The 26642-nt window shown below is 62.6% G+C and carries 27 protein-coding genes and 1 tRNA gene; 15 read left to right on the top strand and 13 right to left on the bottom strand.

From position 1 onward, the window contains the following. Positions 1 to 143: 143 nt before the first annotated feature. Both speB and argC read left to right on the top strand, forming a co-directional pair. On the top strand, positions 144 to 1100 hold the full coding sequence (gene speB / locus BHD07_RS08080; RefSeq protein WP_100672179.1) for an agmatinase: 957 nt from the start codon (positions 144 to 146) through the stop codon (positions 1098 to 1100). A gap of 93 nt (positions 1101 to 1193) precedes the next feature. Further along, positions 1194 to 2126 (top strand): N-acetyl-gamma-glutamyl-phosphate reductase, encoded by a 933-nt coding sequence (gene argC / locus BHD07_RS08075; protein WP_338278941.1) that lies wholly within the window; start codon positions 1194 to 1196, stop codon positions 2124 to 2126. Positions 2127 to 2196: 70 nt separating this feature from the next. Here the strand turns inward: argC and BHD07_RS08070 are convergent, their stop codons facing one another. After that, on the bottom strand, positions 2197 to 3300 hold the full coding sequence (locus tag BHD07_RS08070) for a COX15/CtaA family protein (protein ID WP_100672177.1): 1104 nt from the start codon (positions 3298 to 3300) through the stop codon (positions 2197 to 2199). Between the two features lie 176 nt (positions 3301 to 3476). Between BHD07_RS08070 and BHD07_RS08065 the strand changes: the two genes are divergently transcribed. The 3 genes from BHD07_RS08065 to BHD07_RS08055 all read left to right on the top strand — a co-directional run bounded on the left by BHD07_RS08065 (position 3477) and on the right by BHD07_RS08055 (position 5846). Beyond that, positions 3477 to 3689 carry a DUF2842 domain-containing protein gene (locus tag BHD07_RS08065; RefSeq protein WP_003529239.1) on the top strand — a complete coding sequence of 71 codons (213 nt, stop codon included), beginning with the start codon at positions 3477 to 3479 and terminating at the stop codon, positions 3687 to 3689. An 11-nt stretch (positions 3690 to 3700) separates the two neighbouring features. Further along, positions 3701 to 4441 carry a metallophosphoesterase family protein gene (locus BHD07_RS08060; RefSeq protein WP_100672176.1) on the top strand — a complete coding sequence of 247 codons (741 nt, stop codon included), beginning with the start codon at positions 3701 to 3703 and terminating at the stop codon, positions 4439 to 4441. 157 nt (positions 4442 to 4598) lie between these two features. Continuing rightward, positions 4599 to 5846 (top strand): GNAT family N-acetyltransferase, encoded by a 1248-nt coding sequence (locus tag BHD07_RS08055; protein WP_100672175.1) that lies wholly within the window; start codon positions 4599 to 4601, stop codon positions 5844 to 5846. 2 nt (positions 5847 to 5848) lie between these two features. Here BHD07_RS08055 and BHD07_RS08050 read toward each other — a convergent pair whose 3' ends face one another. Then, positions 5849 to 7987 (bottom strand): GumC family protein, encoded by a 2139-nt coding sequence (locus tag BHD07_RS08050; RefSeq protein ID WP_338278937.1) that lies wholly within the window; start codon positions 7985 to 7987, stop codon positions 5849 to 5851. 208 nt (positions 7988 to 8195) lie between these two features. Here BHD07_RS08050 and BHD07_RS08045 point away from each other — a divergent pair, with 208 nt between their 5' ends. The 7 genes from BHD07_RS08045 to BHD07_RS08015 all read left to right on the top strand — a co-directional run bounded on the left by BHD07_RS08045 (position 8196) and on the right by BHD07_RS08015 (position 15052). Then, positions 8196 to 8771 carry a polysaccharide biosynthesis/export family protein gene (locus BHD07_RS08045; protein WP_018094818.1) on the top strand — a complete coding sequence of 192 codons (576 nt, stop codon included), beginning with the start codon at positions 8196 to 8198 and terminating at the stop codon, positions 8769 to 8771. 5 nt (positions 8772 to 8776) lie between these two features. Continuing rightward, the gene (locus BHD07_RS08040; protein WP_100672173.1) at positions 8777 to 9946 is read left to right on the top strand and encodes a glycosyltransferase family 4 protein; all 1170 of its coding nucleotides are present in this window, start codon (positions 8777 to 8779) and stop codon (positions 9944 to 9946) included. 58 nt (positions 9947 to 10004) lie between these two features. Continuing rightward, on the top strand, positions 10005 to 11567 hold the full coding sequence (locus tag BHD07_RS08035) for an undecaprenyl-phosphate glucose phosphotransferase (protein ID WP_338278934.1): 1563 nt from the start codon (positions 10005 to 10007) through the stop codon (positions 11565 to 11567). Continuing rightward, the gene (locus tag BHD07_RS08030; protein ID WP_100672171.1) at positions 11564 to 12808 is read left to right on the top strand and encodes an O-antigen ligase family protein; all 1245 of its coding nucleotides are present in this window, start codon (positions 11564 to 11566) and stop codon (positions 12806 to 12808) included. The genes BHD07_RS08035 and BHD07_RS08030 overlap by 4 nt, the downstream gene beginning before the upstream one ends. Beyond that, the gene (locus tag BHD07_RS08025; RefSeq protein WP_338278931.1) at positions 12805 to 13980 is read left to right on the top strand and encodes a glycosyltransferase family 4 protein; all 1176 of its coding nucleotides are present in this window, start codon (positions 12805 to 12807) and stop codon (positions 13978 to 13980) included. Before BHD07_RS08030 ends, BHD07_RS08025 begins: the two co-directional genes overlap by 4 nt. 96 nt (positions 13981 to 14076) lie before the next feature. Further along, a complete protein-coding gene (locus BHD07_RS08020) occupies positions 14077 to 14286 on the top strand; it encodes a hypothetical protein (RefSeq protein WP_018094813.1) in 210 nt (69 codons plus the stop codon). A 580-nt stretch (positions 14287 to 14866) separates the two neighbouring features. Further along, on the top strand, positions 14867 to 15052 hold the full coding sequence (locus BHD07_RS08015; RefSeq protein WP_100672169.1) for a hypothetical protein: 186 nt from the start codon (positions 14867 to 14869) through the stop codon (positions 15050 to 15052). A 352-nt stretch (positions 15053 to 15404) separates the two neighbouring features. Here BHD07_RS08015 and BHD07_RS08010 read toward each other — a convergent pair. Then, positions 15405 to 15481, bottom strand: a tRNA-Pro gene (locus BHD07_RS08010). A gap of 183 nt (positions 15482 to 15664) precedes the next feature. Here BHD07_RS08010 and BHD07_RS08005 point away from each other — a divergent pair. Further along, entirely contained in the window at positions 15665 to 15880 is a 216-nt protein-coding gene (locus BHD07_RS08005; protein WP_100672168.1) for a hypothetical protein, read from the top strand. Positions 15881 to 15943: 63 nt separating this feature from the next. On the opposite strand, the gene BHD07_RS08000 is transcribed toward BHD07_RS08005, so the two are convergent. The 6 genes from BHD07_RS08000 to BHD07_RS07975 form a co-directional block, all read right to left on the bottom strand. Continuing rightward, positions 15944 to 16474, bottom strand: coding sequence for a MerR family transcriptional regulator (locus tag BHD07_RS08000; RefSeq protein WP_324763211.1), 531 nt, complete (start codon positions 16472 to 16474; stop codon positions 15944 to 15946). 334 nt (positions 16475 to 16808) lie between these two features. Further along, complete coding sequence (locus tag BHD07_RS07995; RefSeq protein WP_003529278.1) at positions 16809 to 17147, bottom strand: integration host factor subunit alpha; 339 nt, start codon at positions 17145 to 17147, stop codon at positions 16809 to 16811. A 93-nt stretch (positions 17148 to 17240) separates the two neighbouring features. Then, the gene (locus tag BHD07_RS07990) at positions 17241 to 18212 is read right to left on the bottom strand and encodes a beta-ketoacyl-ACP synthase III (protein WP_100672166.1); all 972 of its coding nucleotides are present in this window, start codon (positions 18210 to 18212) and stop codon (positions 17241 to 17243) included. Between the two features lie 18 nt (positions 18213 to 18230). After that, positions 18231 to 19274 (bottom strand): phosphate acyltransferase PlsX, encoded by a 1044-nt coding sequence (gene plsX / locus BHD07_RS07985; RefSeq protein WP_275596481.1) that lies wholly within the window; start codon positions 19272 to 19274, stop codon positions 18231 to 18233. Positions 19275 to 19467: 193 nt separating this feature from the next. Next, entirely contained in the window at positions 19468 to 20019 is a 552-nt protein-coding gene (locus BHD07_RS07980) for a YceD family protein (RefSeq protein ID WP_338278922.1), read from the bottom strand. 83 nt (positions 20020 to 20102) lie between these two features. Continuing rightward, entirely contained in the window at positions 20103 to 20639 is a 537-nt protein-coding gene (locus BHD07_RS07975) for a ubiquinol-cytochrome C chaperone family protein (protein WP_100672164.1), read from the bottom strand. A gap of 137 nt (positions 20640 to 20776) precedes the next feature. On the opposite strand from BHD07_RS07975, the gene BHD07_RS07970 reads away from it, so the two are divergent. Beyond that, positions 20777 to 21283, top strand: coding sequence for an outer membrane protein assembly factor BamE (locus BHD07_RS07970; protein WP_018094732.1), 507 nt, complete (start codon positions 20777 to 20779; stop codon positions 21281 to 21283). 73 nt (positions 21284 to 21356) lie between these two features. On the opposite strand, the gene BHD07_RS07965 is transcribed toward BHD07_RS07970, so the two are convergent. The 4 genes from BHD07_RS07965 to ribH form a co-directional block, all read right to left on the bottom strand. After that, positions 21357 to 23492 carry a sodium-translocating pyrophosphatase gene (locus BHD07_RS07965; protein WP_018094731.1) on the bottom strand — a complete coding sequence of 712 codons (2136 nt, stop codon included), beginning with the start codon at positions 23490 to 23492 and terminating at the stop codon, positions 21357 to 21359. Between the two features lie 198 nt (positions 23493 to 23690). Continuing rightward, positions 23691 to 24917 carry an MFS transporter gene (locus BHD07_RS07960; protein ID WP_324763210.1) on the bottom strand — a complete coding sequence of 409 codons (1227 nt, stop codon included), beginning with the start codon at positions 24915 to 24917 and terminating at the stop codon, positions 23691 to 23693. 4 nt (positions 24918 to 24921) lie between these two features. Continuing rightward, entirely contained in the window at positions 24922 to 25404 is a 483-nt protein-coding gene (gene nusB, locus BHD07_RS07955; protein ID WP_003529296.1) for a transcription antitermination factor NusB, read from the bottom strand. Beyond that, entirely contained in the window at positions 25401 to 25862 is a 462-nt protein-coding gene (gene ribH / locus BHD07_RS07950) for a 6,7-dimethyl-8-ribityllumazine synthase (RefSeq protein ID WP_018094729.1), read from the bottom strand. Before ribH ends, nusB begins: the two co-directional genes overlap by 4 nt. Before the next feature lie 250 nt (positions 25863 to 26112). Between ribH and BHD07_RS07945 the strand changes: the two genes are divergently transcribed. Then, a complete protein-coding gene (locus tag BHD07_RS07945; RefSeq protein WP_100672161.1) occupies positions 26113 to 26616 on the top strand; it encodes a cupin domain-containing protein in 504 nt (167 codons plus the stop codon). Positions 26617 to 26642: the final 26 nt, after the last annotated feature.

Below are 26642 nucleotides of genomic sequence, written 5' to 3'. Positions count from 1 at the left end.
AGACTGCACTTTCGAAGGCCGGGCTCGTCCCGGCCTTTTTTCATGTGCATCCATAGCGTCCCCGTGCACATGATTTTGACGCCGGGCTCTTGCCTTGCCCCGACCGATTGGCCAACGTCCCGCACACCTGTCGGGAGAACAGCATGGCCAACAAGTCGATCGACCACGCGATCACTGCAAAATCACTGACGGCGGCGGCCTCCGATCCGACGCATGCCGGCATCCTTTCCTTCATGCGGCGGAAATACACCAAAGAGCTCAAGGGTGTGGAGGCGGTCGTCTGGGGAATCCCGTTCGATGCGGCGACGTCGAATCGCCCCGGCGCGCGCTTCGGGCCACAGGCGATCCGACGCGCATCGGCGATCTTCGACAACGATCCGCAATATCCGTTCCAGCGGGACCTGTTTGCCGACATGGCGACGATCGATTACGGCGATTGCCTGCTCGACTACGGCAACCATGCGAAGACTCCTCAGACGATCGAGCGCGAGGCGTCGAAAATCCTGAAGTCCGGCGCCTACCTGCTGACCCTCGGCGGCGACCACTTCGTCACCTATCCGATCCTCAGGGCCCATGCAGCCCTGCACGGACCCCTCGCCCTCGTCCAGTTCGACGCCCATCAGGACACCTGGCCGGACGAGAAAGGCCGCATCGATCATGGCTCTTTCGTCGGCCGCGCGGCACGCGAGGGACTGATCGACGTGGAACGCTCGATCCAGATCGGCATCCGGACGCATGCTCCGGAGGATTGCGGCCTTCGGATGGTCTACGGCGACGAGCTCGAGGAGATGCGCGCCGAGGAGATCGCCGATACCATCATCCGCCATGTCGACAGCCGCCCCGCCTATCTGACCTTCGATATAGATTGCCTTGACCCGGCCTTTGCGCCCGGCACCGGCACCCCCGTGGCCGGCGGCCCGTCAAGCGCCAAGATACTATCGGTCCTGCGCAAACTCGGCGCGCTTCATATCGCCGGAAGCGACGTGGTCGAGGTGGCGCCTGCCTACGACCACGCGGACCTCACCGCCATTGCTGGCTCGACCATCGCCATGTATATGCTGGGCCTGCGTGCCGAGTGGCTGGCGGAGAGGCGCGGCTGATCGAAGCGGCGGCGCGCACCCAAGAAATTGATTCAATTCTATGCCAGACTGATTCCGGAAACGCCGCTAACGGACTGCAGGAGCAGGAAAATCATGAAACCGAAGATCTTTATCGATGGCGAACACGGCACGACGGGCCTGCAGATCCGTGTGCGCATGGCCGGCCGTACGGATCTCGAACTCCTGTCCATTCCGGAAGCGGAGCGACGCAATGCAGCGATGCGCGAGGATCTCCTGAACAGCGCCGATATCGCCATCCTATGCCTGCCGGACGACGCCTCGCGGGAGGCCGTTGCCATGGTTGCCGGAAACAATCGCGTCCGCGTCATTGATACGTCGACCGCGCATCGCGTCGCGCCCGACTGGGCCTATGGCTTTGCCGAGATGGACAAGGCGCAGCCCCAGCGGATCCGCGACGCACGCCATGTCGCCAATCCCGGCTGCTACCCGACCGGAGCGATCGCCCTGATTCGCCCTCTGCGCCAGGCGGGTATCCTGCCGGACGGCTATCCCGTCACCGTCAATGCGGTTTCCGGCTATACCGGCGGCGGCAAGCAGATGATCGCGCAGATGGAGGACGACAAGAATCCGGACCACATCGACGCGCCGCATTTCCTCTACGGGCTTACGCTGAAGCACAAGCACGTGCCGGAAATGAAGATGCACGGGCTTCTCGAGCGCGCGCCGGTCTTCAGCCCTTCCGTCGGCAAGTTCGCGCAGGGGATGATCGTGCAGGTGCCGCTTTATCTCGAGGACCTGGCAGCCGGTGCAACGCTGGAAACGATCCATCGGGCCCTCGTCGACCATTATGCGGGACAGTCGATCGTTGACGTCGTGCCGCTTGAGGAGAGCGCCAAGCTCGCCCGGATCGATGCGACGGAGCTCGCCGGCAGCGACGCCATGAAGCTTTTCGTTTTCGGTACCCAGGGTGGAGCGCATGTCAATCTGGTCGCGCTGCTCGACAATCTCGGCAAGGGCGCCTCGGGCGCCGCCGTCCAGAACATGGACCTGATGCTGTCCGCCTGACACGGCGAGTCGAGACGAAAACCCCGGCAGCGTTCCTGCCGGGGTTTTCGTTCGTTCGATCGCAGGCAAATCAGTCGCGCATTTCTATCGCCGTGTCTGTCGGATAGGTGCCGACGAAACCGCGCCAATGGGCGATCGCGAAGCCGAGCACGACGAGGGCGCCGCCCTGATGCAATACGCCCCAGCCGATCGGTACCTGCAGTAGCAAGGTCGTGATGCCGATTGCCGCCTGCACCGTCACCAGCGCGAACAGGAGCACCGAGCGGCGGGCATGTGTCGTCTCCGGCGCGGCGCGGAGGGACGCGATCATGTGCCCAAGCGCCAATGCGAACAGCAGATAGGCGCCGAGACGGTGGACGAACTGCACCGTCTTCGGATTTTCGAAGAGATTGATCCAGGCGGGCTGCTGCACGAACAGACCGCCCGGCACGATCGCCCCGTCCATCAGCGGCCAGGTGTTGTAGCTCAGACCCGCATCGAGACCCGCGACGATCGCGCCCAGATAGATCTGGAAGAGGCTCATGATCGCGATGGCCGCCGCCATGCCTTGCGACCTTTTCGTCGGATGCGCGTCGTCGGAATGCGGACACAGCCCCCGGTAAATCCACATGCAGGCGGCAAAGATCAGACAGGCGATGGTCAGATGCGTGGCAAGCCGGTACTGGCTGACTGCAGTCCGTTCCGCCAGACCGGAGGATACCATCCACCAGCCGATGAAGCCCTGAAAACCGCCGAGCGCCAGGATTCCGAGAAGCGGCAGCCGCAGACGCCGCTCTATCCGCCCCGTGATCCAGAAGAAGAAGAGCGGCAGAGCGAAGATCACGCCGATGCCGCGCGCGAGCAGCCGGTGCGCCCATTCCCACCAGAAGATGGTCTTGAACTCGTCGACCGTCATGCCTTTGTTGATCTGCTCATATTGCGGAATGCGCTGGTAGAGGCGGAATTCCTCCTCCCATTCCTCCGCGGAGAGCGGCGGTATGACGCCGTGGACGGGTTTCCACTCGGTGATCGACAAGCCGGATTCGGTCAGTCGCGTCGCCCCTCCGACGAGCACCAGTGCAAACAGAGCGAAGAGAACGGCGGCGAGCCAGCCGCGGATTTGCCGGCGGTTGCGCTCGGTTCTGCCGATCTCTTTGAGCAGCATCTGTTCTGTTGCCAATTCGGCGTGGGCCATGGCACTTCCTCATCTGTCGCCGGAAACGGTACCGCTGTGCCGGCATTGCCGGTCAGGACGGTCTCAAAGCCGTTGATTTGCACCAGAGTGCCGTGCAAAACAAGGCCGAACCCTTTGCGGCATGCCGTCGCGGGCGCGCCCGAGTGCCAACGCTGCCGCCACCGAAAGATCGAAAAATGCCCGTACGCCTCCGAAAACTGATCGGTACCGTCCTGCTCATCATCCTCGTCGTCGTCTACGCACTTGCGGCCGTTACCTTTGCTTCCCTGCTGCTCGGCGCGTCTCCCTGGTGGGTGCATCTGCTTTATTTCTTCTTCACCGGCCTGCTGTGGGTCCTTCCCGCCATGCTGATCATCAAATGGATGGAAAAACCCGCCGCCGATCACTGAGGTTTCCGAGCATGAGAATCGCGGTGATTTCCGATGTTCACGGCAACGATCTCGCGCTCGAGGCCGTGCTTGCCGACATCGATGCACAGGGCATCGACGAGATCGTCAATCTTGGCGATCATCTGAGCGGCCCGCTGAATGCCGCGCGGACAGCGGAGATCCTGATCCGCCGCCGTACCGCTGCGATACGCGGCAATCATGACCGCTATCTTCTCACGCTCGACCCTGCCCGCATGGGATTGTCCGACCGCTCCGCCCATGACGAACTCGATGAGCGCCACCTCGACTGGCTGGCCGCTCTGCCGGCGACCCTCGTCTACCGGGACGCTCTCTTTCTCTGCCATGGCACGCCGGCTAGCGACGAGGCCTACTGGATGGAAACGCTGACGGGCGACGGCATCGTTCACATGGCGCGGCGCGCGGAGATCGAGCGCTTTGCCGACGACATCGAGCACCCCGTAATCCTCTGCGGCCACACGCATGTTCAACGTGCCCTGCGGCTTTCGGGCGGGCGGCTCCTGGTCAATCCGGGCAGTGTCGGATGCCCGGCCTATGGCGACGACCGGCCAGTCGCGCACAAGGTCGAAACCGGTTCGCCGGATGCCCGCTACGCCATCGTCGAGATGGCATCAGGCGACTGGCACGTCACCTTCCGCTGTGTCGGCTACGATCACATGGCGGCGTCGCTCCTCGCGGCCGAACGCGGCCGCGCCGAATGGGCAACGGCGCTCGCGACCGGATTCCTCGACTGAATTCTACCGGCCGCTTTGCGAGCATTTCCAGCGGCCGCCTGTTCCGGCTTCATATTCTCCTAACCCTGTTGTCTGCCGGGCACGCGCGTGCCTGCCGGATTAATCAGATCTATCCGAATTCCCGTTTCAATGGCTGCATCACGCATGCGGATCGACAATGATGGCAAGTTCCGATTTCACCCTTTCGCCGGAAGCCAGCGCCGGACGGTATCTTTCGGCCGGGAGCGTAGCCCGTGAAGGCAGCGCTGCCGGCCGGATCACCATCTCCGTCCACGCGGACATGGACGAGATCGAAGCGGAATGGCGCGTTCTTGACGGAAGCAGCGGCAATTCGCTGCACCAGAGCTTCGACTGGTGTGCGGCGTGGACAAAGACGCATGGCAGCGAACTGCTGATCGTTCGTGGTGCGGCTGGCAGGGAGCCGCTTTTTCTCCTCCCGTTCGAGATCGAACGCGGCCGGCTTTTCCGCGCGGCGCGCCTGGTCGGCTCGGAGCACAGCAATCTCAACACCGGCCTGTTCGGCCCCGGCATCGACAATGCGCCCGCTGCGGAGCTCACGGCAGCGCTCACCGGCGGCATCGGTCGCCAGCTCCGCCGTTTCGCGGACGTGATCGTGTTCGACCGGACGCCGCAGATCTGGCGCGGCGCGCCGCACCCCCTCGCCGCTCTGGCCGGCATCGAGAACCCGAACGCCTCCTTCCAGTTGCCGCTTCTCGGCACGATCGAGCACACACTCGCCCAGATCAATGCCAAGCGGCGGCGCAAGAAGATGCGCATATCCGAAAGGCGCCTCGCCGAGATTGGCGGCTATGATTATGTTATCGCTCGCGAAACGCAGGAGGCCCACGCCCTGCTCGAGACTTTCTTCCGCCAGAAAGCCGCCCGCTTCGAGACACTCGGCCTGCCGGATGCCTTTCGTGATGCCGAGACGCGCGCCTTTTTCCATGCGCTGATCGATGCCGGGGCGCCCGAGCCCCTCCTCGAACTCAATGCGATAAGACTGAGGGGCGAATATGCCGGCCGAATTCTCGCGGTCGCCGGTCTCTCGCGTAAGGGCGACCACGTCATCTGCCAGTTCGGTTCGATCGACGAGGAAATCGCCGCGGACGCCAGCCCGGGCGAGTTGCTGTTCTACAGAATGATCGAGCGCCTCTGCGCGGAAGGCGTCGCCGTCTTCGACTTCGGCATCGGCGACCAGCCTTACAAGCGGTCGTGGTGCACGGTGGAAACCCCGTTGCGCGACATCGTTCTGCCCCTCACGTTCCGCGGTCGGCTGGCCGCCGGCGGTTTCCGGGCGATCGCCGGGGCGAAACGGTTGGTCAAGGCCAACGAAACGCTTTATGCCTTCATTCAACGGCAGCGGCAGCGGCGGCAGGCATCGGCTTCAAGCGCGGATGAACCGTGACGTTATGCAGCGCGGCGGTCGGGAAAATCGGGGCCGTCCTGCCCCTTCCCGGTCATCAGCACGACGTCGCGATATCCGGCTTCCCCGAAACTCAACAGCATCTCGACGATCTGGTCGTCGCTGATCGACGGTGCCGACAGAATGATCTCGGTGCCCTCGTGCCGTGCCACCTTGGCGACGGCCTCCGCATCGGCCGACCCGCATTCGATCAGGACGAGATCGTAGGCGTTGGCGAGCGCGTCGATGATGATCTGCAGCCGGTCGATGCCGCGCATCGCCGCATGAGGATCGGCGTCGCCATGGGGTATGATATGTGCTTGGGACAACCTGTCCGAGTGAATCGACTCGGAGAAGGCGACTTCGCCCATGAGCAGATTCGTAACCCCGGCAAGGTCCTGCGATTGTGCCATGAGCCGCGTCGGACAGGCCGAACCGGAAAGGTCGATCAGCACGACCTTCTGCTCGTCCTCGGCCAGAACGCGCGCCAGCATCACGGTGGCCGTCGATCCCTCGTCGCCGCCCGGGGATACCGAGACCGCAATCCGCACGCCATTGGAACGAAGATGTTCGGCCACCGACTCGATCGAAAAATCGTGCTTCGATGCCGCATTTCCATCGGCGTCGTTTTCCTCAGGCGCAGGTTCCGCCGGGACGAGGACAGGTGCGGGAATTTCTTCGACCACGCCAGCGACTGAAGGCATTTCTGCGGGCTGACCAGGGGCCGGTGCTTCGGGGAGCGAGACCGGCCTTAGCGCCCGGCCGCTGAAAAGTTCGCCAAGCATGACGACGACGCAACTGACCAGGAGGCTTGCAAAGGCAGCGACGATCGTGATCGGCAGCACCTTCGGAAAGCTCTGGGCGGTCGGGACCACGGCGCGCGAAATCACGCGTGCATCGGCCGGAGTTGCGTTCGCAACGGTACGCGACGTCGCCTCGCGGTATCGGGCAAGATAGGTTTCGAGCAGTTGGCGCTGCGCCGTCGCCTCGCGCTCGAGCGCGCGGAGCCCGACCTCCTCCTCGCCCGCCTGCGCCGATTGCGCCTTGAGCGTGTTCATTTGCTGAACGAGCTGCTGCTCGCGCAGTTGGCCGACCTTCGCCTCATTTTCGAGGCTCGCAAGAATCTTCCGCGTCTCCGACCGGATCTGCCCCTCGATCCCTTCGAGCTGGGATTTGAGCCCCTTCAACCGCGGATGGCCGTCGAGCAGTGTCGTCGACAGGTCGGCGATCTGCGCCTGGACGTTGGCGCGGTTCTCCTTGAGACGCTGAATCATCGGCGAACCGACGATGTCGGCAAGCGTGTCCGCCGGACGGCCGTCGGCGAGCGCCGTCCGCATACCCTCGGCGCGTGCAGCCGTGTTCGCCCGCTCCGACCGCACCCGTGCAAGCTCCGTCGAAATGTCGGTAAGCTGGCGCGTGGCAAAATTCTGCGTCTCGCCGGTCGGAAGCAGGCCAGACTCGGCGCGGTAACCTGCGACCTTCGCCTCCGCCTCGCGCACCTTCTCGCGCAGGTTGGCGATCTCCGGCTCAAGCCAGCGGCTCGCCTCGGAGTTCGAGTCGAGCTTGGCTCCGCTCTGCAACGAAAGATAGACATTGGCCATTTCGTTCGGAATGGCGGCTGCGAGCTTCGCGTCCTTCGAGGTGAAGGCGATGGCGATCACACGCGATTTTTCGACCTGATAGACCTGCAGCTTCTCTTCGAACTCCTTCAGCACCCGTTCTTCCGGCGGCAAATCGAGAGGATTCTTCTTCAGACCCAGCATCACCAGGAGATCGGACGCGGCAGAAGGCCGTGCCGAGGGATCGAACTCGTCGAGTTCGTGAAGCTTCATGTTGCGCGCGACCTGCTTGATAAGGTCCGCCGAACGCAGGACCTGCACCTGGCTGAGGATGCCCGACTCGTCGAACATCCGGTCGGAGCCATTCTGCGAAACTTGATTGGTGCCGCTGAACTCCGGCTCACGCGACTCTATCAGAACGCGCGTTTCGCCCTCGTAATCGGGATCGACCATCTTGGCAGCCGCGAAGGCGACGGCAGCGGCCCCGACCGTGGCGAGCAGCACCCGCACGCGGCGTTGCCAGATGGCGCGAAAAAGCCCGCCGAGATCGATATCCACATCCTGCTGTCCGCCGATGCCCGACATGCCTGCACTCCAAAGCTTTCTCGTTTGGCGGGAAGGTAAACGAACATGGTAACCCAAGGGTTAATTTCCGCTGCAACCAGAGGGTGGCATGCGCCATGACGGGAAGGGCATTCGATGCGGGAAATTCTCGTGGCGGATTTACCGGCCATTAACCCTAACGGATCGATAACATCGGCCAACGGTGATCGTTTCCGGAGCCCCTGACCGCATGTCGACCGCAGCCAACAAGAGAACAAGCGTCTTCGCCGTGGCGATCCTGTCGGCGCTCGTCGGCGGTTGCACGAACTACCAGCCCGCCCCCAAGGGCTTCAGCCAGGCCACGGTGCAGCCCTATCGGCTGGACAGCGGCGATCGCCTGCGCATCAACGTCTTCGAACAGGCAAGCCTCAGCGGCAGCTACACGGTCGATCAGGCCGGCTATGTCGCCTTCCCGCTGATCGGGGCCGTCCCGTCGCGCGGGCATACGCTTCCGGAACTGGAGGGGATGATCGCGGCGAAGCTGCGCCAGGGCTTCCTCAAGGATCCGGACGTCACCATCGAGGTCGACCGCTACCGCTCCGTGTTCATCATGGGCGAAGTGGGACAGGCCGGCCAATACGCCTACGTTCCGGGGATGACGGTACAGAATGCGATCGCCGTCGCGGGCGGCTTCACGCCACGCGCCAACCAGGCGACCGCCGACATAACCCGCAAGATCAACGGCCGCATCATCACCGGACGCGTTCCGGTGACCGACCCGGTTCTCGCCGGCGACACCGTCTATATACGCGAACGACTGTTCTGATCGCCATGAGCGAACGCCCCTTGCGCATTCTTCATTGCTTTAGATCCCCGGTCGGCGGCATATTCCGGCACGTGCGCGATCTTGCCGAAGCGCATGCGAATGCCGGACATCAGGTCGGAATCCTTTGCGACAGCACCACCGGCGGGGCCCACGAGGACGCGCTCTTCGAAGAAGTTCGCCCGCATCTGGCGCTCGGCATCATCCGTGTTCCGATCCATCGTTCGATCGGGGCATCGGACGCCGCGGCGCTCTGGCGCGGCTACAAGGAAATCAGAAGTTTGCAACCGGATGTATTGCACGGCCACGGCGCCAAGGGCGGCGTGCTGGCGCGCATCGTCGGTTCAGCCCTGCGGGTCAACAAGTATCGCGTAGCCCGCCTCTATTCGCCCCATGGGGGCAGCCTTCACTTCGAGCGCCGGTCCCTCGCTGGTTCGCTCATTCTGCGCGTCGAGCGCCTGCAGGAACGCCTGACCGACGCCCTCGTCTTCGTCTGTGAATACGAACGCCGCACCTACGGCGCCAGGGTCGGCCCTCCACTGGCGCGCAACGAGCTGATCTATAACGGCATCGACGATGCGGAATTCGAACCGGTCGCGACGGGACCGGGCGCTGTCGATTTCCTCTATATCGGCATGATGCGGGACCTGAAGGGTCCCGATCTTTTTATCGAAGGATTTGCCGCAGCCGAAGAGATCGCCGGCCGCAGGCTTTCCGCCTTGATGGTCGGAGATGGCCCGCAGCAGAGGCAATACGAAGAAATGACCCTGCGCATGGGTCTCGCCGATCGCGTCCGGCTGCTGCCGGCAATGAGGGCGCGCGAGGCTTTCGCTCTGGCCCGCAAGATCGTCATTCCCTCCCGCGCGGAATCCATGCCCTATATCCTGCTGGAAGCGCTCGCCGCCGGAAAGCCCGTAATCGCGACCCGCGTCGGCGGCATCCCGGAGGTTCTCGGGTCCGACAGCGAGGCGCTCGTCCAGCCCGGCGATGCGGGGGCGCTTGCCCGCCTCATGGCAGACGCCATCCTGGACGCCGGCTGGGCTGCCCGGACGATGCCCGACGCGGACCGGTTCAAATCCCGCTTCGCCGCATCGGTGATGACCAGACACGTGATGCAGCTTTATCGAGACCTCACCGAGGAATCGCTTGTACCGCAGGGGCGGCTGCGTACAACGTAAGCGTTTCTTAGTGGCTTTCTGCTATCCGGGCGGAGGACTTCAGCGCCGGAAAGCGACCATGAACCAGTTTGACAGGCCAGAGACCTTCGACCCCGAAGCGCTTCGCAAGAAGGTCGCGGAGATCCGCAAGACCACCACCGAACAAAAAGACGGGACAGGGGGAAATGCGGGGCTCAACCCGCTGGCGAGGCAGATCGCCCTTCAGTTCCGTGCAGACACCTACACACCGGCGATGATCACCGGACTTATCCGGCTTCTCGACTTCTGCGCACTTTTTGCCATCGGCTACGGCATCAATGCACAATATGTCGCGCCGGCGCTGGAACAACTGCCGGTCTATCTCCTCATCCTCGCCGGGGGGCCGGCGCTCGCCGTTGCCGCCATGCAGGTCGCCGACGCCTACCAGGTGCCGGCACTGCGCGCCTGGCTGAGGATGACGCCGCGCGTCCTCGGTGCCTGGACGGCTGCGTTCGGCGTGATTGCGCTTGGCCTTTTCTTTCTCAAATCGGGCCACCTCTATTCGCGGTTCTGGATCGGCGCATGGTTCCTCGCCGGCGGGTTTTTCCTCGTCGCGGAGCGCGCATTCATCGCCTATTCGATCCGTCACTGGTCGAGAAACGGCACCATGGAACGGCGAGCCGTCATCGTCGGTGGCGGGCAGCCCGCGAAGGACCTGATCCGGGAGATCGAGCATCAACCGGACAACGACATCCGCATCTGCGGGATCTTCGACGATCGAGACGAGCGCCGGTCCCCGAATGTGATTGCCGGCTATCCGAAACTCGGGACGGTGGACGAACTGGTCGAATTCGCCCGTCTCGCCCGCATCGACATGCTGATCATCTCGCTGCCGCTGACTGCGGAAAAGCGCATCCTCGCACTCCTCAGAAAACTGTGGGTGCTTCCGGTCGACATCCGGCTCGCGGCGCACGCCAACAATCTCCGTTTCCGCCCACGCAGCTATTCGCATGTCGGGCAGGTCCCGATGCTCGACATCTTCGACAAGCCGATCGCCGACTGGGATTCCGTCGCCAAGCGCTGCTTCGATATCTTTTTCAGTCTCGTGGCGCTCGCTTTGCTCTGGCCCGTCATGCTCGCTGCCGCCGTCGCGGTGAAGGTCACCTCGCCCGGTCCGATCATCTTCAAGCAGCACCGCCACGGCTTCAACAACGAGACCATAGAGGTCTACAAGTTCCGCTCGATGTACACGCATATGAGCGACCCGACCGCGCGCAACGCCGTAACCAAGAACGATCCTCGCGTAACCCCCGTCGGACGCTTCCTGCGCAAATCTTCGATCGACGAATTGCCCCAGTTCTTCAACGTGCTGAAAGGCGAGCTCTCGCTCGTCGGGCCACGTCCCCACGCCGTGCTCGCGCAGACGAAGGACCGAACCTATTCCGATGTCGTCGAAGGGTATTTTGCCCGCCATCGCGTCAAGCCGGGAGTGACGGGCTGGGCACAGATCAACGGCTGGCGCGGTGAGATCGACAACGACGAAAAGATACGGTTCCGAACGGCATTCGACCTCTACTATATCGAGAACTGGTCGCTGCTGCTCGACCTGAAGATTCTCATCCTCACGCCGTTTCGGCTGCTGAACACGGAAAACGCCTATTGACCGCCGTCACCGCATCGCGGCCGGCTATCCTTCGCCCGCAGCTTGCCGCGATTTCGCTCGTCGGCTCCTGCCTGGTGACGATCGGCGTCTTCCTGTCCGGGTTCGTCATCGCCGAGCCCGCGCCCTACGAGATCTTCATGGCGGGGCTCATCGGCCTCTGGGCGCTTTTCGGCCTCAGGATCTCCCGTGCCACGGCTCCGCTCACGGTCCTTCTCGCCCTGTTCATGATCGGCGGCATCCTGTCGCTGACGGTGATGGCCGACCTTGGGACCGGTCCGATGTATATGGCCGTTACCGGCTTCCTCTGCCTTACGGCGGTGTTTTTTGCGGCCATCATCGAAGAGAGCTCTCAGCGCCTGCCGCTCATCCTCAACGCCTGGGTGGCAGCCGCAGTCATCACCGCCCTCCTCGGCATCCTCGGCTATTTCGGCGCGATACCGGGTGCGGCGAACTTCACGCTGTATGATCGGGCAAAGGGAGCGTTTCAGGACCCGAATGTCTTCGGACCGTTCCTCGTAGCCCCCACCCTCTACCTCCTTCACGGCCTGCTGACGCAGCCGATCAGCCGGGCGCCCTTGAAGATCGCCGGGCTGCTGGTGCTCACGCTCGGCGTGTTCCTCTCCTTCTCGCGGGCGGCCTGGGCTCTCGACCTCTTCTGCGTCGTCGCTTTCGTCTTCGTCATGCTGCTTAAGCAGCGCAGCGGTCTCTTCCGCCTCCGGATTCTCGTGCTGACCCTCTCCGGCGCCCTGTTCGTGGTGGCAGCACTCGTGGTCGCCCTGCAATCTGACCAGGTTGCCTCTCTCTTCTCGAGCCGCACGCAGCTCGTTCAGGATTATGACGGCGGACATCTCGGGCGTTTCGACCGGCACCGGATCGGCTTTTTGATGGCCATGGAAAAGCCGCTCGGCATCGGCCCCATGGTGTTCAGCACCATGTTCCCTGAAGACGAGCACAACGTGCTTCTGAAGAGCCTGACATCCTATGGATGGCTCGGCTTCGTCGCCTATGTCACGCTCATCCTCTGGACGCTGTCGCTCGGCTTCCGGTTTCTGCTGCTCGAGAGGCCGTGGCAACCATATCTGATGATCGCCTGGATCACGCTTATCGGCCATGTCGGCATCGGCAACGTGATCGACACCGACCACTGGCGCCATTTCTACCTGCTTCTCGGCATTCTCTGGGGGTGCGCCGCGCTGGAATATCGCCATAGAAGGCAGATCCGTTCCGGAACGACCGCATGACTACGGGTAGCGAGCCGCTCGACGCCCCTCTGCGCCTGCTCGAGGTACTGGAACCCAGCGGCGGCGGGTCCGGACGCCACTTTCTCGATCTCTGCCGCGGCATGCATGCGCGCGGTCATCATGTCGAAGCGATCTATTCTCCTGTTCGGGCCGAAGACGGTTTCGTGCGCGAACTCCAAGCACTCGGCCTTCCCGCCATTCACGCCGTCGGCATGTGCCGGGCGCCCGCCCCCTCCGACTGGTCCTGCTTTCGCGCCATAAATCGCATCATCCGCACTGCCGGGCCCTTCGACGTCGTTCACGGGCACAGTTCCAAGGCCGGGGCCCTGACGCGCCTGCGCCTGCCGGGAAGGCACGTGCCGCGCGTCTACACGCCGCATGCCTTCAGGACGATGGATCCGACGCTCGGCCGCAGCGGCCGGGTGATATACGGAGCCATCGAGGCGCTTCTCGCCCGTTTCTACACCGATCACCTCGTCACTGTCTCCGGTGACGAACTCGCCCATGCGCTGTCGATCGGCATTTCGAGACAGGGCATGTCCGTCATCGTCAACGGCGTCGAGACCCCCTCGACCGGCATGGCGCAGACGGTGCGCGCCAGCTTCGGCATTCCACCTGACGCCTTCGTTTACGGCTTCATCGGCCGGCTCTCGGCGCAAAAGGCCCCCGAGCGTCTCATCAACGCCTTCGGCAAGGCCGCGACGGCGATCAGGAACGGTCACCTTGTGCTGGTCGGATCGGGAGAATTGGAGGAAGAGGTCCGCGCCGCGATCGCCGCAAGCGGTTTGCAGAACCGCATCCATCTGACCTCGGCCTTTACGGGCCCTCAGGCGGTGCCCGCATTCGATCTCCTCGTCATGCCGAGCCGCTACGAGGCAATGTCCTATGTGATGCTCGAAGCCGCCGCCGCCGGCCGGCCGATCATCATTTCCGACGTCGGCGGAGCCAGAACGGCCGTCGATCACGGAGAGAACGGCTACGTCGTTCCGAACAGCGAGGACGCCTCACCGCTTGCAAAAGCGATGATAGCGGCGGCCGACCCGGATATGTTTCGACGCCTTGCCAGCGCGGCTTCGGCACGCCGGGACCGTTTTACACTGAAACGCATGCTCGACGAGACGGAAGAGGTTTATCGGCGAATGGCAGCGCAGCGGCGCCGACAGCAGCCATAGGATCGAATCAGCCCAGATTTGGCCACAGACGTTCAGTACATTCCATTACACTTTATTAGGCATTTATAATTCTATTTATATTGGATGGGGGCAATCATGGGACCGGTAACACTGGTACTAACGGTGTGCCTTATTTCGGCGCCCGAAAAATGCCGTGAGGAGCGCCTGCACCTGGAGATCCAGGAAACGTTGATGCAGTGCACGTTCCGCTCCGCAATGTATGTCAGCAACTGGTCGGGACAGCACCCAGCTCTTAGTGTCAAAAAATGGCGATGCGAGCTTTCAGTGGCGAACAGGAGCATCTAGGCGTCCTACGACGCACCGGGCAGGCGCAAGAGGGACTCGGTGACGACCGGCAGGGTTGGTGGCCGGACGAATCGAGGCGACGGCGGCAGCCCGCTCCTACAAACCGAAAAATGGCCCGACACAAATAGAGCTGCAGCGGGGGACTTGCTGCAGCTCCGGTCGCGACGTGTCATCTTCTAGCTGGGGCGCATTTGCCCTGTTCCATTCAAGGGAACCGCTTCGAACGTCGCTTGGACATATTGTACTCTCAGCGGAACAGGAATCAAGGGAAAGCGCCTGTTTTGCCAGCGCCGGGGCTCACGCTTTTCAAGGCTGGGAATGGCACTCGCCCCATGGCCCGAGGGCGATGTTCCTATAGCCGTGCCACCGCTCCCCGCCGACGGCATATCGGACCTTGGTCGGGTTTATCGATGGCAAAGGTCTTAGCCACGCCGTCGAGCGAAACCTTTCAGACCAATTGGAGTTGTCACCGTCGAGCGGCCCCCAGCCGCTTGGGTGAGTGATGACCTCAGAGCTGTAAAGATTGTCCCTTCTCCGCAGCTCTGAGGCTCCCACTCCCCAGCGCATTAGGAATTGATTGATGCAAGACAGAGACGACTACGCGTTGCCGGAGCAAAGTGCCTCACGCGACGAGAACAAGGATTCTGACACTCCAAAGAAAACGATGGCACAGCGGCGGAAGTCAGTTGGAGTGACCCGCGGAGCCGATCACAGTCGCCTGAAGGCCTTGGAGTATCTCGGCAGAAGGTGGTTGTCACATCGATGACAGAGTGAGAACAAGCGGGCTTACTCCCCCCGAAGCAAAAACACAAAGCGCCATTCGGAACCATCTTTGCAGCTGACCGTTAAAGCCCGTCTCCGGACGGAGCGGCAGCGTCCTTATCTCCTCCCTCGCCCCGAGGATGCTGCCACTTCCGGGCAACTTGAGCACACGCTGGCGCAGCTCGATCAACGCCGCAACCGAGCGCCGTCTCGAAGGAGATGGGGAGGAAGAAGGGCGACCGGTATCCGATCACCTATAGCAGGCTCAAGATGCAGTGGAAACGAATCAGCGCGAAAGCCAAGATCCAGGATTGCGCGAGGGCGCCTATCGTATCGCGTTGAAACCAAAGCGGAAATGGTCGGAGCGGCGGGATTCGAACCCACGACCCCTTGACCCCCAGTCAAGTGCGCTACCGGGCTGCGCTACGCTCCGACCCGCTTGGTTACAAGCCCGCTCTCATTAGTCGGAACACACGCCCGGCGCAAGGGGGAAAATGGAGCTCGCCCATCACAGGAGGCCGCCGACTGTATCGGAAGCGGCACGACAACAGTTTTGTGATTTGGATCGATGTCCCGTGCTGGATAAACTGCGCCTGCAAACCACAGGAGAAGCCCTATGAAGAGCATCCTCGTACTTGCAGCCGCCTTCGCTTTATCGGCGACGGCAGCGTCAGCCGATTGCCTGGGCCATTCCAATACCACGGCATCGATCGACAAAGTCGACAAGGAGATCACGACCGCGAGCGTGGCGAAGGCCGAGCAGTCAACGTCTGACGATCTCCTCCTGAAACAGAAGAATGCACAGCAGTCGACGGAAGAAGCGGCCGAATAAGTTGATCACGACCGAGTTGGGCCTCGGCACTGCTTTCGAGGCCCCCTTCCCGTGTCTTCCCTACTACCGAACCTGATCGAGCAGACGCTTGCATTCGAGGAGGTCGTAGAGCGCTTCCTGCAGCAGCGCCCTGTCTTCCTTGCCGACCGACGTCTTGCCGACGGTTATCTCTGCATCGTCGCCTCCGGTGCCGAAAGAGAAGAAACGCCGGCTCGCCGGTGCCTTCGGACGGCCGACGATCTGGTCCTCCTCCGCCACGCCCGCCTTGGGCGGCGCCGGCTCTTCGTTGCTGGAAGCGGCAAGCGCCTCGACGGTCGCAAGATCCCCGCTCGCGATGGCGGCGACGAATTTGTTGCCGTTGGCTTTCAAAAGCTTCTGCACACCCTTGATCGTATAGCCGTGATCGTAGAGGAGGTGGCGGATGCCCTTGAGCAGGTCGACATCCTCGGGGCGATAATAGCGGCGCCCGCCACCGCGCTTCATCGGCTTGATCTGCTGGAACCGGGTTTCCCAGAAACGAAGCACGTGTTGGGGGAGATCGAGTTCGTCCGCAACCTCGCTGATGGTGCGGAAAGCATCCGGGCTTTTCTCCATGTGGTCCCCATCTCCATAAGGCGCGTCGGGATCTGAACCGATTCCTGCGACGTGTTTACGTCCTCTGTCTGCGTATCCGCCATCCAAATCGCCGCTAGGACCAGCGCTTTCAGTGTTTCATGGAAAGACTGAAACCCTCTAAGTCCTTGAAGCTCCGCACTTCCGTACGGAAAAGCGCTAAGCACTTTCCCGGCAATGCTTCGGGCGGCGCTTGCTCGCCGCGCAAGAACGGCTACGCGACGCACGGATCGTCAGGCGATGATTACACGAATCATGCCTATTTCAATGGCTTATGGATGGGTTTTCAACCACATTTGTGGTGGTCGACGGCGCTTCAGCCGGCCGGGTTGGACGGTTTCAACTTGGACTTGCGGCTCAGATGCGCCTTCAGGACCCGCTGCTTCAGGACATTCGAAGCCTTGAAGGTCATCACCCGGCGCGGAGAAATCGGCACTTCCTCGCCGGTTTTCGGGTTCCGGCCAATGCGCTCGTTCTTGTCGCGCACCTGGAACGTTGCGAAAGAAGACAGCTTCACGCTCTCGCCACGCACGATTGCGTTGCAGATCTCGTCGATGACAGTTTCCACGAGTTCGGCGGACTCCGTGCGAGACAGACCCACCTTGCGAAAAACCGATTCAGCCAAGTCTGCCCGCGTTACTGTTTTTCCGCTCATCTTCCCCCACCGATGTCTGGCATGCCGATCAGCGATTGAAGACTATTGCCCTTGTCTTTTCCGGTCAAGCACCTGCCGTAATTCATTATTTTCTTACCAGCGTAGAAGAACGGAGCCCCAGGTGAAGCCCCCGCCCATCGCTTCGAGCATTACGAGATCACCCTTCTTGATCCGGCCGTCGGAGGCGGCGGCATCAAGGGCAAGCGGAATCGACGCCGCGGAGGTGTTGCCATGCAGATCGACGGTAACCACAACCTTTTCGAGAGGGATGCCGAGCTTCTTGGCCGAGCCGTCGATAATGCGGCGGTTGGCCTGGTGCGGAACCAGCCAATCGATGTCGTCGGCGGTCGTCCCGGTTGCCTCGAAAGCCGCCTCGATCACGTCGGTGATCATGCCGACCGCATGCTTGAAGACCTCGCGCCCTTCCATCCGGAGATGGCCGACGGTGCCCGTCGTGGACGGCCCGCCGTCGACATAGAGCTTGTCACGGTGGGCGCCGTCAGAGCGCAATTGCGCCGTCAGAACGCCTCGATCAGCCTTCGTGCCGGCCCCCTCCTGCGCCTCCAGGACGATCGCACCGGCGCCGTCGCCGAAGAGCACACAGGTCGTCCGGTCGGTCCAGTCCAGAAGTCGCGAGAAGGTCTCGGCGCCAATGACCAGCGCGCGTTTGGAGAGACCGCCGCGAATATAGGCGTCAGCCGTCGCGACCGCGTAGACGAAGCCGGAACAGACCGCCTGCATATCGAAAGCCGCACCGTGCCGCATGCCGAGGCGGTTCTGGATGTTCACCGCGGTTGCAGGGAAGGTATTGTCCGGAGTGGAGGTCGCGACGATGATCAGGTCGATGTCGTCGGGCGTCAGCTCGGCTCTCGCGAGCGCCGCACGCGCCGCCGCCTCGCCGAGAGAGGCGCTCGTCTCCTCCTCGCCTGCGATATAGCGCTGGCGGATGCCGGTCCGCTGCACGATCCATTCGTCGGACGTGTCGACCTTGGATTCGATTTCCTTATTGGTCATCACTCGCTTCGGCAGTGCTGCCCCGAAGCCGCGCACGACAGAACGGATCATCTACTCAAACCTCATCATTCATGCCCGCGGAAGGGCTTCGGACGGCTGGGCGCCATGATACCGTGCCAGATCGGTCTCGATCTTCGCCTTCAGGCCGTTCTTCACCATATCGTATCCGACGTCGATGGCCGCGGCGAAGCCCTCGGCATCCGCGCCACCATGGCTCTTGATAACGATGCCGTTGAGACCGAGGAAAACCCCGCCATTGACCTTTCGCGGATCCATCTTCTCGCGGAGCCGGTCGAAGGCTCCCTTGGCGAAGACATAGCCGACCCTTGCAAGAAGCGTGCGCGACATCGCGGCGCGCAGATATTCGGCGATCTGACGCGCCGTCCCCTCTGCTGCCTTCAGCGCGATATTACCGGAAAAGCCCTCGGTCACCACGACATCGACGGTGCCGCGGCCGATATCGTCGCCTTCGACGAAGCCGTAATATTCGATCCCCTCGACGTCGGCCTCACGGATCAGGCGCCCGGCCTCCTTTACCTCTTCCTGGCCCTTGATCTCCTCCACGCCGACATTTAGAAGGCCGACGGAAGGACGCTCAACTTCGAAGAGCGCCCGGGCCATTGCGCCGCCCATCAGGGCGAAATCCATGAGTTGCTGCGCGTCGGCGCCGATCGTAGCGCCGACGTCGAGAACGATGCTTTCGCCCTTCAGCGTCGGCCAGATGGCGGCGATCGCCGGCCGCTGAATGCCCTGCATCGTCCTCAGACAGAAAACCGACATCGCCATCAGGGCGCCGGTGTTCCCGGCCGAGACGACCACATCCGCTTCGCCGGCGTTGATCGCGTCGATAGCCTTCCACATGCTCGATTTGCCGCGTCCGCGCCGAAGCGCCTGGCTCGGCTTTTCGTCCATGCCGACGGCAATCTCGCAATCATGGAACGTGCTGCTCGCCTTGAGCTTCGGGTGCTTGGCGAGCAGTTCCACGCACCGCGCTTCCTGGCCAAAAAGAACGAACTTTATGTCCGGGTGACGTTCGAGCGCTCTCGCTGCGCCCGGGATGACGACTTCAGGACCATAGTCGCCTCCCATCACGTCAAGTGAAATTCTGACCACGCGTGTCTTATCCTTTTTTCCCGCCACGCAACATGTTTCGCCCCTCAAGCATCAAGCGGCGGCGATCCATGTTCCTTCTGAAGTGGGGCCGGCATGCAATGTCTCGGCGTAGCGGCCCCCTTGGCTGGAGTCGGGCCAAAATACTGCTTTTCGTCGGCGTGACAACCGAATTGTAAGCCGGGGCTCAGCCGTTTCAATCCTTTTTCCAGTCCTTCAGCACCGCGAACGGGTGCGGCCGTTCGTCGTCCGCGGCGGAGCTTTCGATGCGTTCGCCGAAAGCGGCGCCCGGCTTGCGCGGATAGGGATCGATGGCGAGCGCGACGTGCTCGCTGACGACCACGCCGGCATCGACCGTATCGCCTGTGAAGGTATCTGGCAGGTCGGGTCCGTCCGGATCGACGATCATCTCGCCGCCGTCGGCGTCGGCCTGCCGCGCGAGACGTGATCCCTCGGGTACGAGGATCGCCTCCACCGGTTCGCGGATATCAGATTCGACCGGCTCGAGCGTCACGACGCAGGACTGGACGATATGCGCACGAACCTCGCCCTTGATCTTCACACCGTCCTTTTTCCAGCGCGCAATCTGCAGGTCGGCGGCAAGGGAAGAGACGCCTTCCACGCGCCAAAGCTCGGCAAGAGCCCGCAGTTCGGCATCGTTCGCCGACATATGCACGGTCACAGGATTTGCCGAAATATGCCCCACCTTCACCGGGTAGGAGAATGCCGGTTTGCTCTCTTGCTTCATGTTCAGGTCCTTCCTCGCGCCGGCACCGCTGCAGGGCGGCGGTCGGCGCGCTGCCATTTGATCGACGAACGATCGCGGCGCTTTTACGTTCCGGCCGGGGGGATGCGCAACTGACCCGTCTCGACGGCCTCTTCCGTGGTATCCGAGAGTACGGACTCGACCGCAAGGAGGTAGGAGGCGAGGCCCTGCATGGACGGCGCGTCCTCTACGTCGGCGTGAAAATTGCGCCGCAATGCGGCCGCCAGTGCGCCGGCGTCGCGTCCTTCAAGGGCCGCCGCGTAGGATTCGAGGCGGCCGTAGAACATGCCGGCAAGTTTCTTCATCTTCTTCGGCACGCTCATGTCGCCGACGCCGAGCTCGCGGATGGAATGGTCGACATCCTCGAAGAAGGCGTCGACAATCTCCTGCGCGATCTCCTGGCCGGCTCGCGCCGAGCTGCGCGTGCGGCGGAAATAAAGGATCAGAATCGCCGACAACATCTCGAAGCGCCCCATGACCGTGTCGGGCACATCGAGGTCGGTATAGAGAAACGGTTGGCGCGCCGCCGCGGTCAGTGCCGCATATTGGCGCTTCACAATCGCAATATTGCCGCTTTTTTTCTTGAACAGTCCAAAAATCATCACAGAGGCCGGCTGGCTTTCTCGAAATCAGGGGCAAGCGCCCATGATCATGTTGCATGATAGCCGAAGCTGGTTTACCGAAGCGGGCACGAATTGCAATGGCCGATCTGCCAATCGTTACTCCAGGGGAGCAGTCCTTGACGAAGCGGTATTTGACGACAAACCTCAAAGTCCTGGGCCGTGCCGTGCTCGTGGCTTCCCTGTGTACTACCGCCCTTTCCGCCTGCATGTCCGCGAATGTGGGTGAAGTCCTGCATCAGGGCTATGTCGTCGACCAGGAAACGCTGGCACTGGTGCCGGTCGGATCGAGCCGCGAGCAGGTGCTGCTTTCGCTCGGCACGCCTTCGACCACCGCGACATTCGACAATGAGGTGTTCTACTACATCTCCCAGACCCGCAAACGGCCGGTCGCCTTCATGAAGCCGAAGATCATCGATCAGTCCATCCTCGCCGTCTATTTCGACAAGGAAGGCACCGTCAGCCAGCTCGCGCACTACACGTTGAAGGACGGGAAGGTCTTCGACATGCTGTCGCGAACGACGCCGACCGGCGGCAAGGAATCGAGCTTCCTCGGCCAGCTCCTGAGCGGCCCCGGCGCCGGACAGGCCGCCGCGCGAAACCTGTTCAAGGACTTCGGCAAGTAACCGAGCCGCAACGGATCAAAAAAGGCCCGCGAGACCAGGTCCCGCGGGCCTTCTGTTTTTCAAGACGCCTGCGTCAGGCCAGGACGGCGAGCAGGAGAAGGGCCACGATGTTGGTGATCTTGATCGCGGGGTTGACCGCCGGACCGGCTGTATCCTTGTAGGGATCGCCGACGGTGTCACCCGTCACCGAGGCCTTGTGCGCTTCGGATCCCTTCATGTGGCGGGTGCCGTTGCGGTCGACGAAGCCGTCTTCGAAGCTCTTCTTGGCATTGTCCCAGGCACCGCCGCCGGACGTCATCGAGATGGCCACGAAAAGGCCGTTGACGATCACGCCGAGGAGCGAGGCACCGAGCGCCGCGAAGGCAGACGCCTTCGAGCCGGAGATCAGCAGCACGCCGAAATAAACGACGATGGGCGCCAGCACCGGCAGCAGCGACGGGATGATCATTTCGCGGATCGCCGCCTTCGTCAGCATGTCGACGGCCCGGCCATAGTCCGGCCGATCCTTGCCTTCCATGATGCCGGGCTTTTCCTTGAACTGACGACGAACCTCCTCGACGACGGCGCTCCCGGCACGGCCGACGGCGGTCATTGCGATGCCGCCGAAGAGATAGGGGATGAGACCGCCGAAGATCAGCCCGGCGACGACGTAAGGATTGGACAGATCGAAGGAGATCGTCCCGACGTCGGCGAAATAGGGATGCTTGTCGCCATTGGCGGCGAAATAGGCGAGGTCGTTGGAATAGGCCGCGAAGAGTACCAGGGCACCAAGCCCCGCCGAACCGATCGCATAACCTTTCGTCACGGCCTTGGTGGTGTTGCCGACGGCGTCCAACGCGTCGGTCGACTTGCGCACCTCGGGCGGCAGATGCGACATCTCGGCAATCCCGCCTGCATTGTCGGTCACGGGGCCGAAGGCGTCGAGCGCTACGATCATGCCGGCAAGACCGAGCATGGCGGTCACGGCGATGGCCGTCCCGAAGAGGCCGGCGAACTGGTAGGTCGCGATGATGCCGCCGACGATGACGATTGCCGGCAAGGCCGTCGATTCGAGGGACACGGCGAGACCCTGGATCACGTTGGTGCCGTGGCCCGTGACCGAGGCCTGCGCGATCGAGTTCACAGGCCGCTTGTTCGTCCCCGTATAATATTCGGTGATCACGACGATCAGCGCGGTGACGATAAGGCCGATGATGCCGCAGAGAAACAGATTCCAGCCGGTGATGTCCATGCCCGCGACCGTTCCGATCGAACCCCATCCGATCGTCAGCGATGTCGCCGCGCCAAGGCCGAGGATCGACAGAGCGCCCGTAACGATCAGCCCGCGATAAAGCGCTCCCATGATCGAGGCGTTTGCGCCGAGCTTGACGAAGAAGGTGCCGATGATCGAGGTGATGATGCAGGCCGCGCAGATCGCCAGCGGATAAGTCATGACGGTTGCGAGCATCGGGGTCCCGGCGAAGAAGATCGATGCAAGCACCATCGTCGCCACGACGGAAACCGCATAGGTCTCGAACAGGTCGGCGGCCATGCCGGCGCAGTCTCCGACATTGTCGCCGACGTTGTCGGCGATCGTCGCCGGATTGCGCGGATCGTCCTCGGGGATACCCGCTTCTACCTTGCCGACGAGGTCGCCGCCGACATCGGCGCCTTTCGTGAAGATGCCGCCGCCGAGACGGGCGAAGATCGAAATCAGCGACGCCCCGAAGCCGAGCGCGACAAGCGCATCGATGACCTCGCGCGCGGCCGGCTCATGCCCCAGGCCTGCGGTGAGTATGAGATAGTAGACCGAGACGCCCAGGAGGGCGAGGCCGGCCACCAGCATGCCGGTGATTGCACCGGATTTGAATGCGATGTCGAGACCGGAGGCGAGGCTGACCGAGGCGGCCTGGGCCGTACGGACGTTGGCCCTGACCGAAACATGCATGCCGATGAAGCCTGCGGCACCCGAGAGCACCGCACCGATAAGGAAGCCGATGGCGGCTGCACCCGACAACAGGACCCATGCGGCGATGAAAACGACGACACCGACGATGGCGATGGTTGTGTACTGACGCGTGAGGTAGGCCTGCGCCCCCTCTCTGATAAAACCTGCGATTTCTTGCATGCGGGCATTCCCCTGGTCGGCGGCAAGCACCGACCTTGTCGCCCAGATGGCGTAGACCACCGAAAGCAACCCGCATGCGATAACGCCCAACAATATGGTCATTTCGCACTTTCCTCCGTTACAACCTGCGGGCTCATCCCTGCCGCAGGCCCCTCTCCGCGAATCACACGCCGCCTCCTCAAGCGACGCGTTTTCGCGGCGCGGCCAGAGTGCTGTTGCCGATGTGGATCGTCAAGCCCCTGAAATTGCCCGCATGCCGGCCTTTTTCGGGGTCCGGGAAGCATTCGGATAAACCGGCTTTCAGGCGGTGGCTTGCTTGCCGGCGCGCAGGAGCGGGAGAAGGAGAAGAAGGCAAAAACCGGCCACTGGCCAGACAACCGCGCTCAGCATGTCCCAACCATAGGCGGAAAGCACCTTGCCGGAAGCGAAGGAAGAACAAGCGACGGCTGAGAAGAGAACGATGTCGTGAAAGCCCTGGACCTTGTCTGCCTCATGCGGCCGGTAACTCTGCGCGACGATCGCCGTGGAGCCGATGAAACCGAAATTCCAGCCGAGGCCGAGCAGCGACAACGCGCCCCAGAAATTCCAGAGTGCGACGCCGAGGTGAGCCACGGCAGCGCAGGCCATCAGCAGGAGGAGACCGCATGCGACGATGCGTTCGGCGCCGAAGCGGCTGATCAGCCAACCCGTGACGAAACTCGGAGCGAACATCGCAAGCACGTGCCATTGGATTCCGAGCGTCGCGAGATCGCTCGAAAAGCCGCAGCCGACAACCATGGCGACGGGCGCGCCCGTCATCATGAAGGTCATCAGGACATAGCTGGAAATCCCGCAGATCATTCCCGTCATGAAACGCTGGCTGCCCGCAATCTCGCGCAGCGGACGCGCGGGAGGCTGCTCATGATGGGTCGATGCCGATGTGTGGTCCGGCAGCCGTAGCGGCACGAAGAAGAAGAGCGCGGCGAGGCAGACCGGTACGAGAGCGACGAAGGCGCCCGCGAACCACACGGGCGCAAAGTAATCGCCCGCGAAGATGACGATCTGCGGTCCGAGGATCGCCGAGACGATGCCGCCTCCCAGAATCCAGGAAATCGCCTTGGCCTTGTAGAAGGAGGGCGAAGCGTCGGCTGCGGCAAAGCGGAGCTTCTGCGTAAAGCCGTTGGAAGCGCCGAGCACGGCGAGGCCGCAGGCGAAGAACCAGAAACTCTCCCGGAAAAGTGCAGCCGTGGCGAGCACGCCGCCGAGCGCAGCGATCGACGCACCGGCGATGAAGGCGAAGCGCCGGCCAACGAGTCGCGACAACACCGCAACGAGCACGACGCCGAGCGCCATGCCGAGATTGTAGGCGGTGAGCGGCGCCGTCGCGAGCGACTTGTCTTCGCCGAGCAACTGGTGGCCGGCAACCCCGCCGACGGCAAAACTGATCGGCCCGACAACGCCGAGGAGTGCCTGCGCCACGGTAAGCAACTGCACGTTGCGACGAGCCTCGCGGAGGACCGTTCGGATTTCTGCCGGCTCGGTGGCCATCCGCTTACTTTCTCTGGTCGCCGCGAACTTGTTTGGCGATCCGGTCGAGGACGGCGTTGACGAGCTTCGGCTCTTCGTCCTGGAAGAAGGCCTTGGCGATCTCGACATATTCGGTCACGATCACCGGAACCGGCACGTCCTTTCGCTCCAGTATCTCGAAGGTGCCGGCGCGCAGGATTGCGCGAACGGTGGAATCGAGCCGGGAAAGCGCCCAATCATCCTGAAGCGCCGAGCCGATCAACGGATCGAGCTTGCGCTGGTCGCGCACGACGCCCGCAACGATCGAGCGAAACCAGGACGCGTCTGCCCTGAGATAGGTGTCACCGTCCAGTTCCTTGCCGAGGCGATGTTCCTCGTATTCGGCGACGATCTCCAGGACGCCGGTCCCGCCGACATCCATCTGATAAAGCGCCTGAACGGCTGCAAGGCGCGCGGCGCCACGCTGGTTGACCTGTTTCAGCGGCTGATCCGAAGGGGTGTTCGTCACTTCTCTGCGCCCAATCTTTGCTTCAGTTCAATCATGGTCAGGGCGGCGCGCGCGGCGAATCCGCCCTTGTCGCCTTCCGTACGGCGGGCCCGTGCCCAGGCCTGATCGTCGTTTTCGACCGTCAGAATGCCGTTGCCGAGCGCCAGGCTCTCGCTGACGGCGAGATCCATCAGCGCGCGCGCGGACTCGTTGGCGACGATGTCGAAATGGTAGGTTTCGCCGCGGATCACCATGCCGAGCGCAACGAAGCCGTCATATTCCGCCCCGCCTTCGTCGGCGCCGTCGAGCGCCATGGCGATCGCCGCGGGAATTTCCAGCGCCCCCGGAACCGTCACAATATCATAAGTGGCGCCGGCCGCATCCAGCGCATGTTTCGCTCCATCGAGGAGCGCGTCGGCCATATCGTCATAGAAACGCGCTTCCACAATCAGGATGTGGACGGGCTTGATCTTCGCCATGGATCACCTGTCTTGAAAAATTCGGACCGGACTTGGCCGGTGCAGGCGGCGGTCAAACCATGCCCGGCACGGAATGGCAAGTAAATTCCGTTAACCGAAGGGCATTTGCCGTACCGCGATCTTCGATATTGGTGGAGCCGAACAGCAAACCCGCTTGTAACGGCGCCAACTGTCTCTAATCCTTAAGCGCGCCCAGACCGATTCCGCGAGGTCGAGCCGGGCATGCGACGCGACCAGGAGGACGACTGCGATGACGGACGCGCAAAAGCCCATCGTCAATCCGAAGAACCTGAAGCTCGACCACTGGCGCCGTGGCTCGTTCTTCGAATCCAGCGATGTCTCTTTCGGGTCGCTTCTCGGCCTCAAGGATATCGGTATAGGCTACGGCGAGGTTCCGCCCGGCAAATCCGGGTGTCCATTCCATAACCACCACGTCGAAGAAGAGCTGTTCATTATCCTCGAGGGGCAAGGTACCTACCGTTTCGGCAGCGAACGCCATGCGGTCGGACCAGGTGACATACTCGGAGCCCCCGCTGGCGGTCAGGAGACCGCGCATCACCTCATCAATACCGGCACCGTGCCGCTCAAATACCTGTCCATTTCCACCATCGCAGCGACCGAAATCTGCGAATATCCGGACTCCGGCAAGTTCCTTGCCCGGACCCGGCGTCCCGGCGAAAGCCAGGCGTCGTTCGACTTCATCGGCCGCGCGCCCTCGGCGGCCGACTATTGGGACGGTGAACCGGGCTTCTGAGAACTCTACTCCTTCCCCTGTCAGAA

The sequence above is a fragment of the Sinorhizobium sp. KGO-5 genome, assembly GCF_036245905.1.
Taxonomy (GTDB): domain Bacteria; phylum Pseudomonadota; class Alphaproteobacteria; order Rhizobiales; family Rhizobiaceae; genus Sinorhizobium; species Sinorhizobium meliloti_A.
This window is presented reverse-complemented; position numbering and strand designations above follow the sequence as displayed.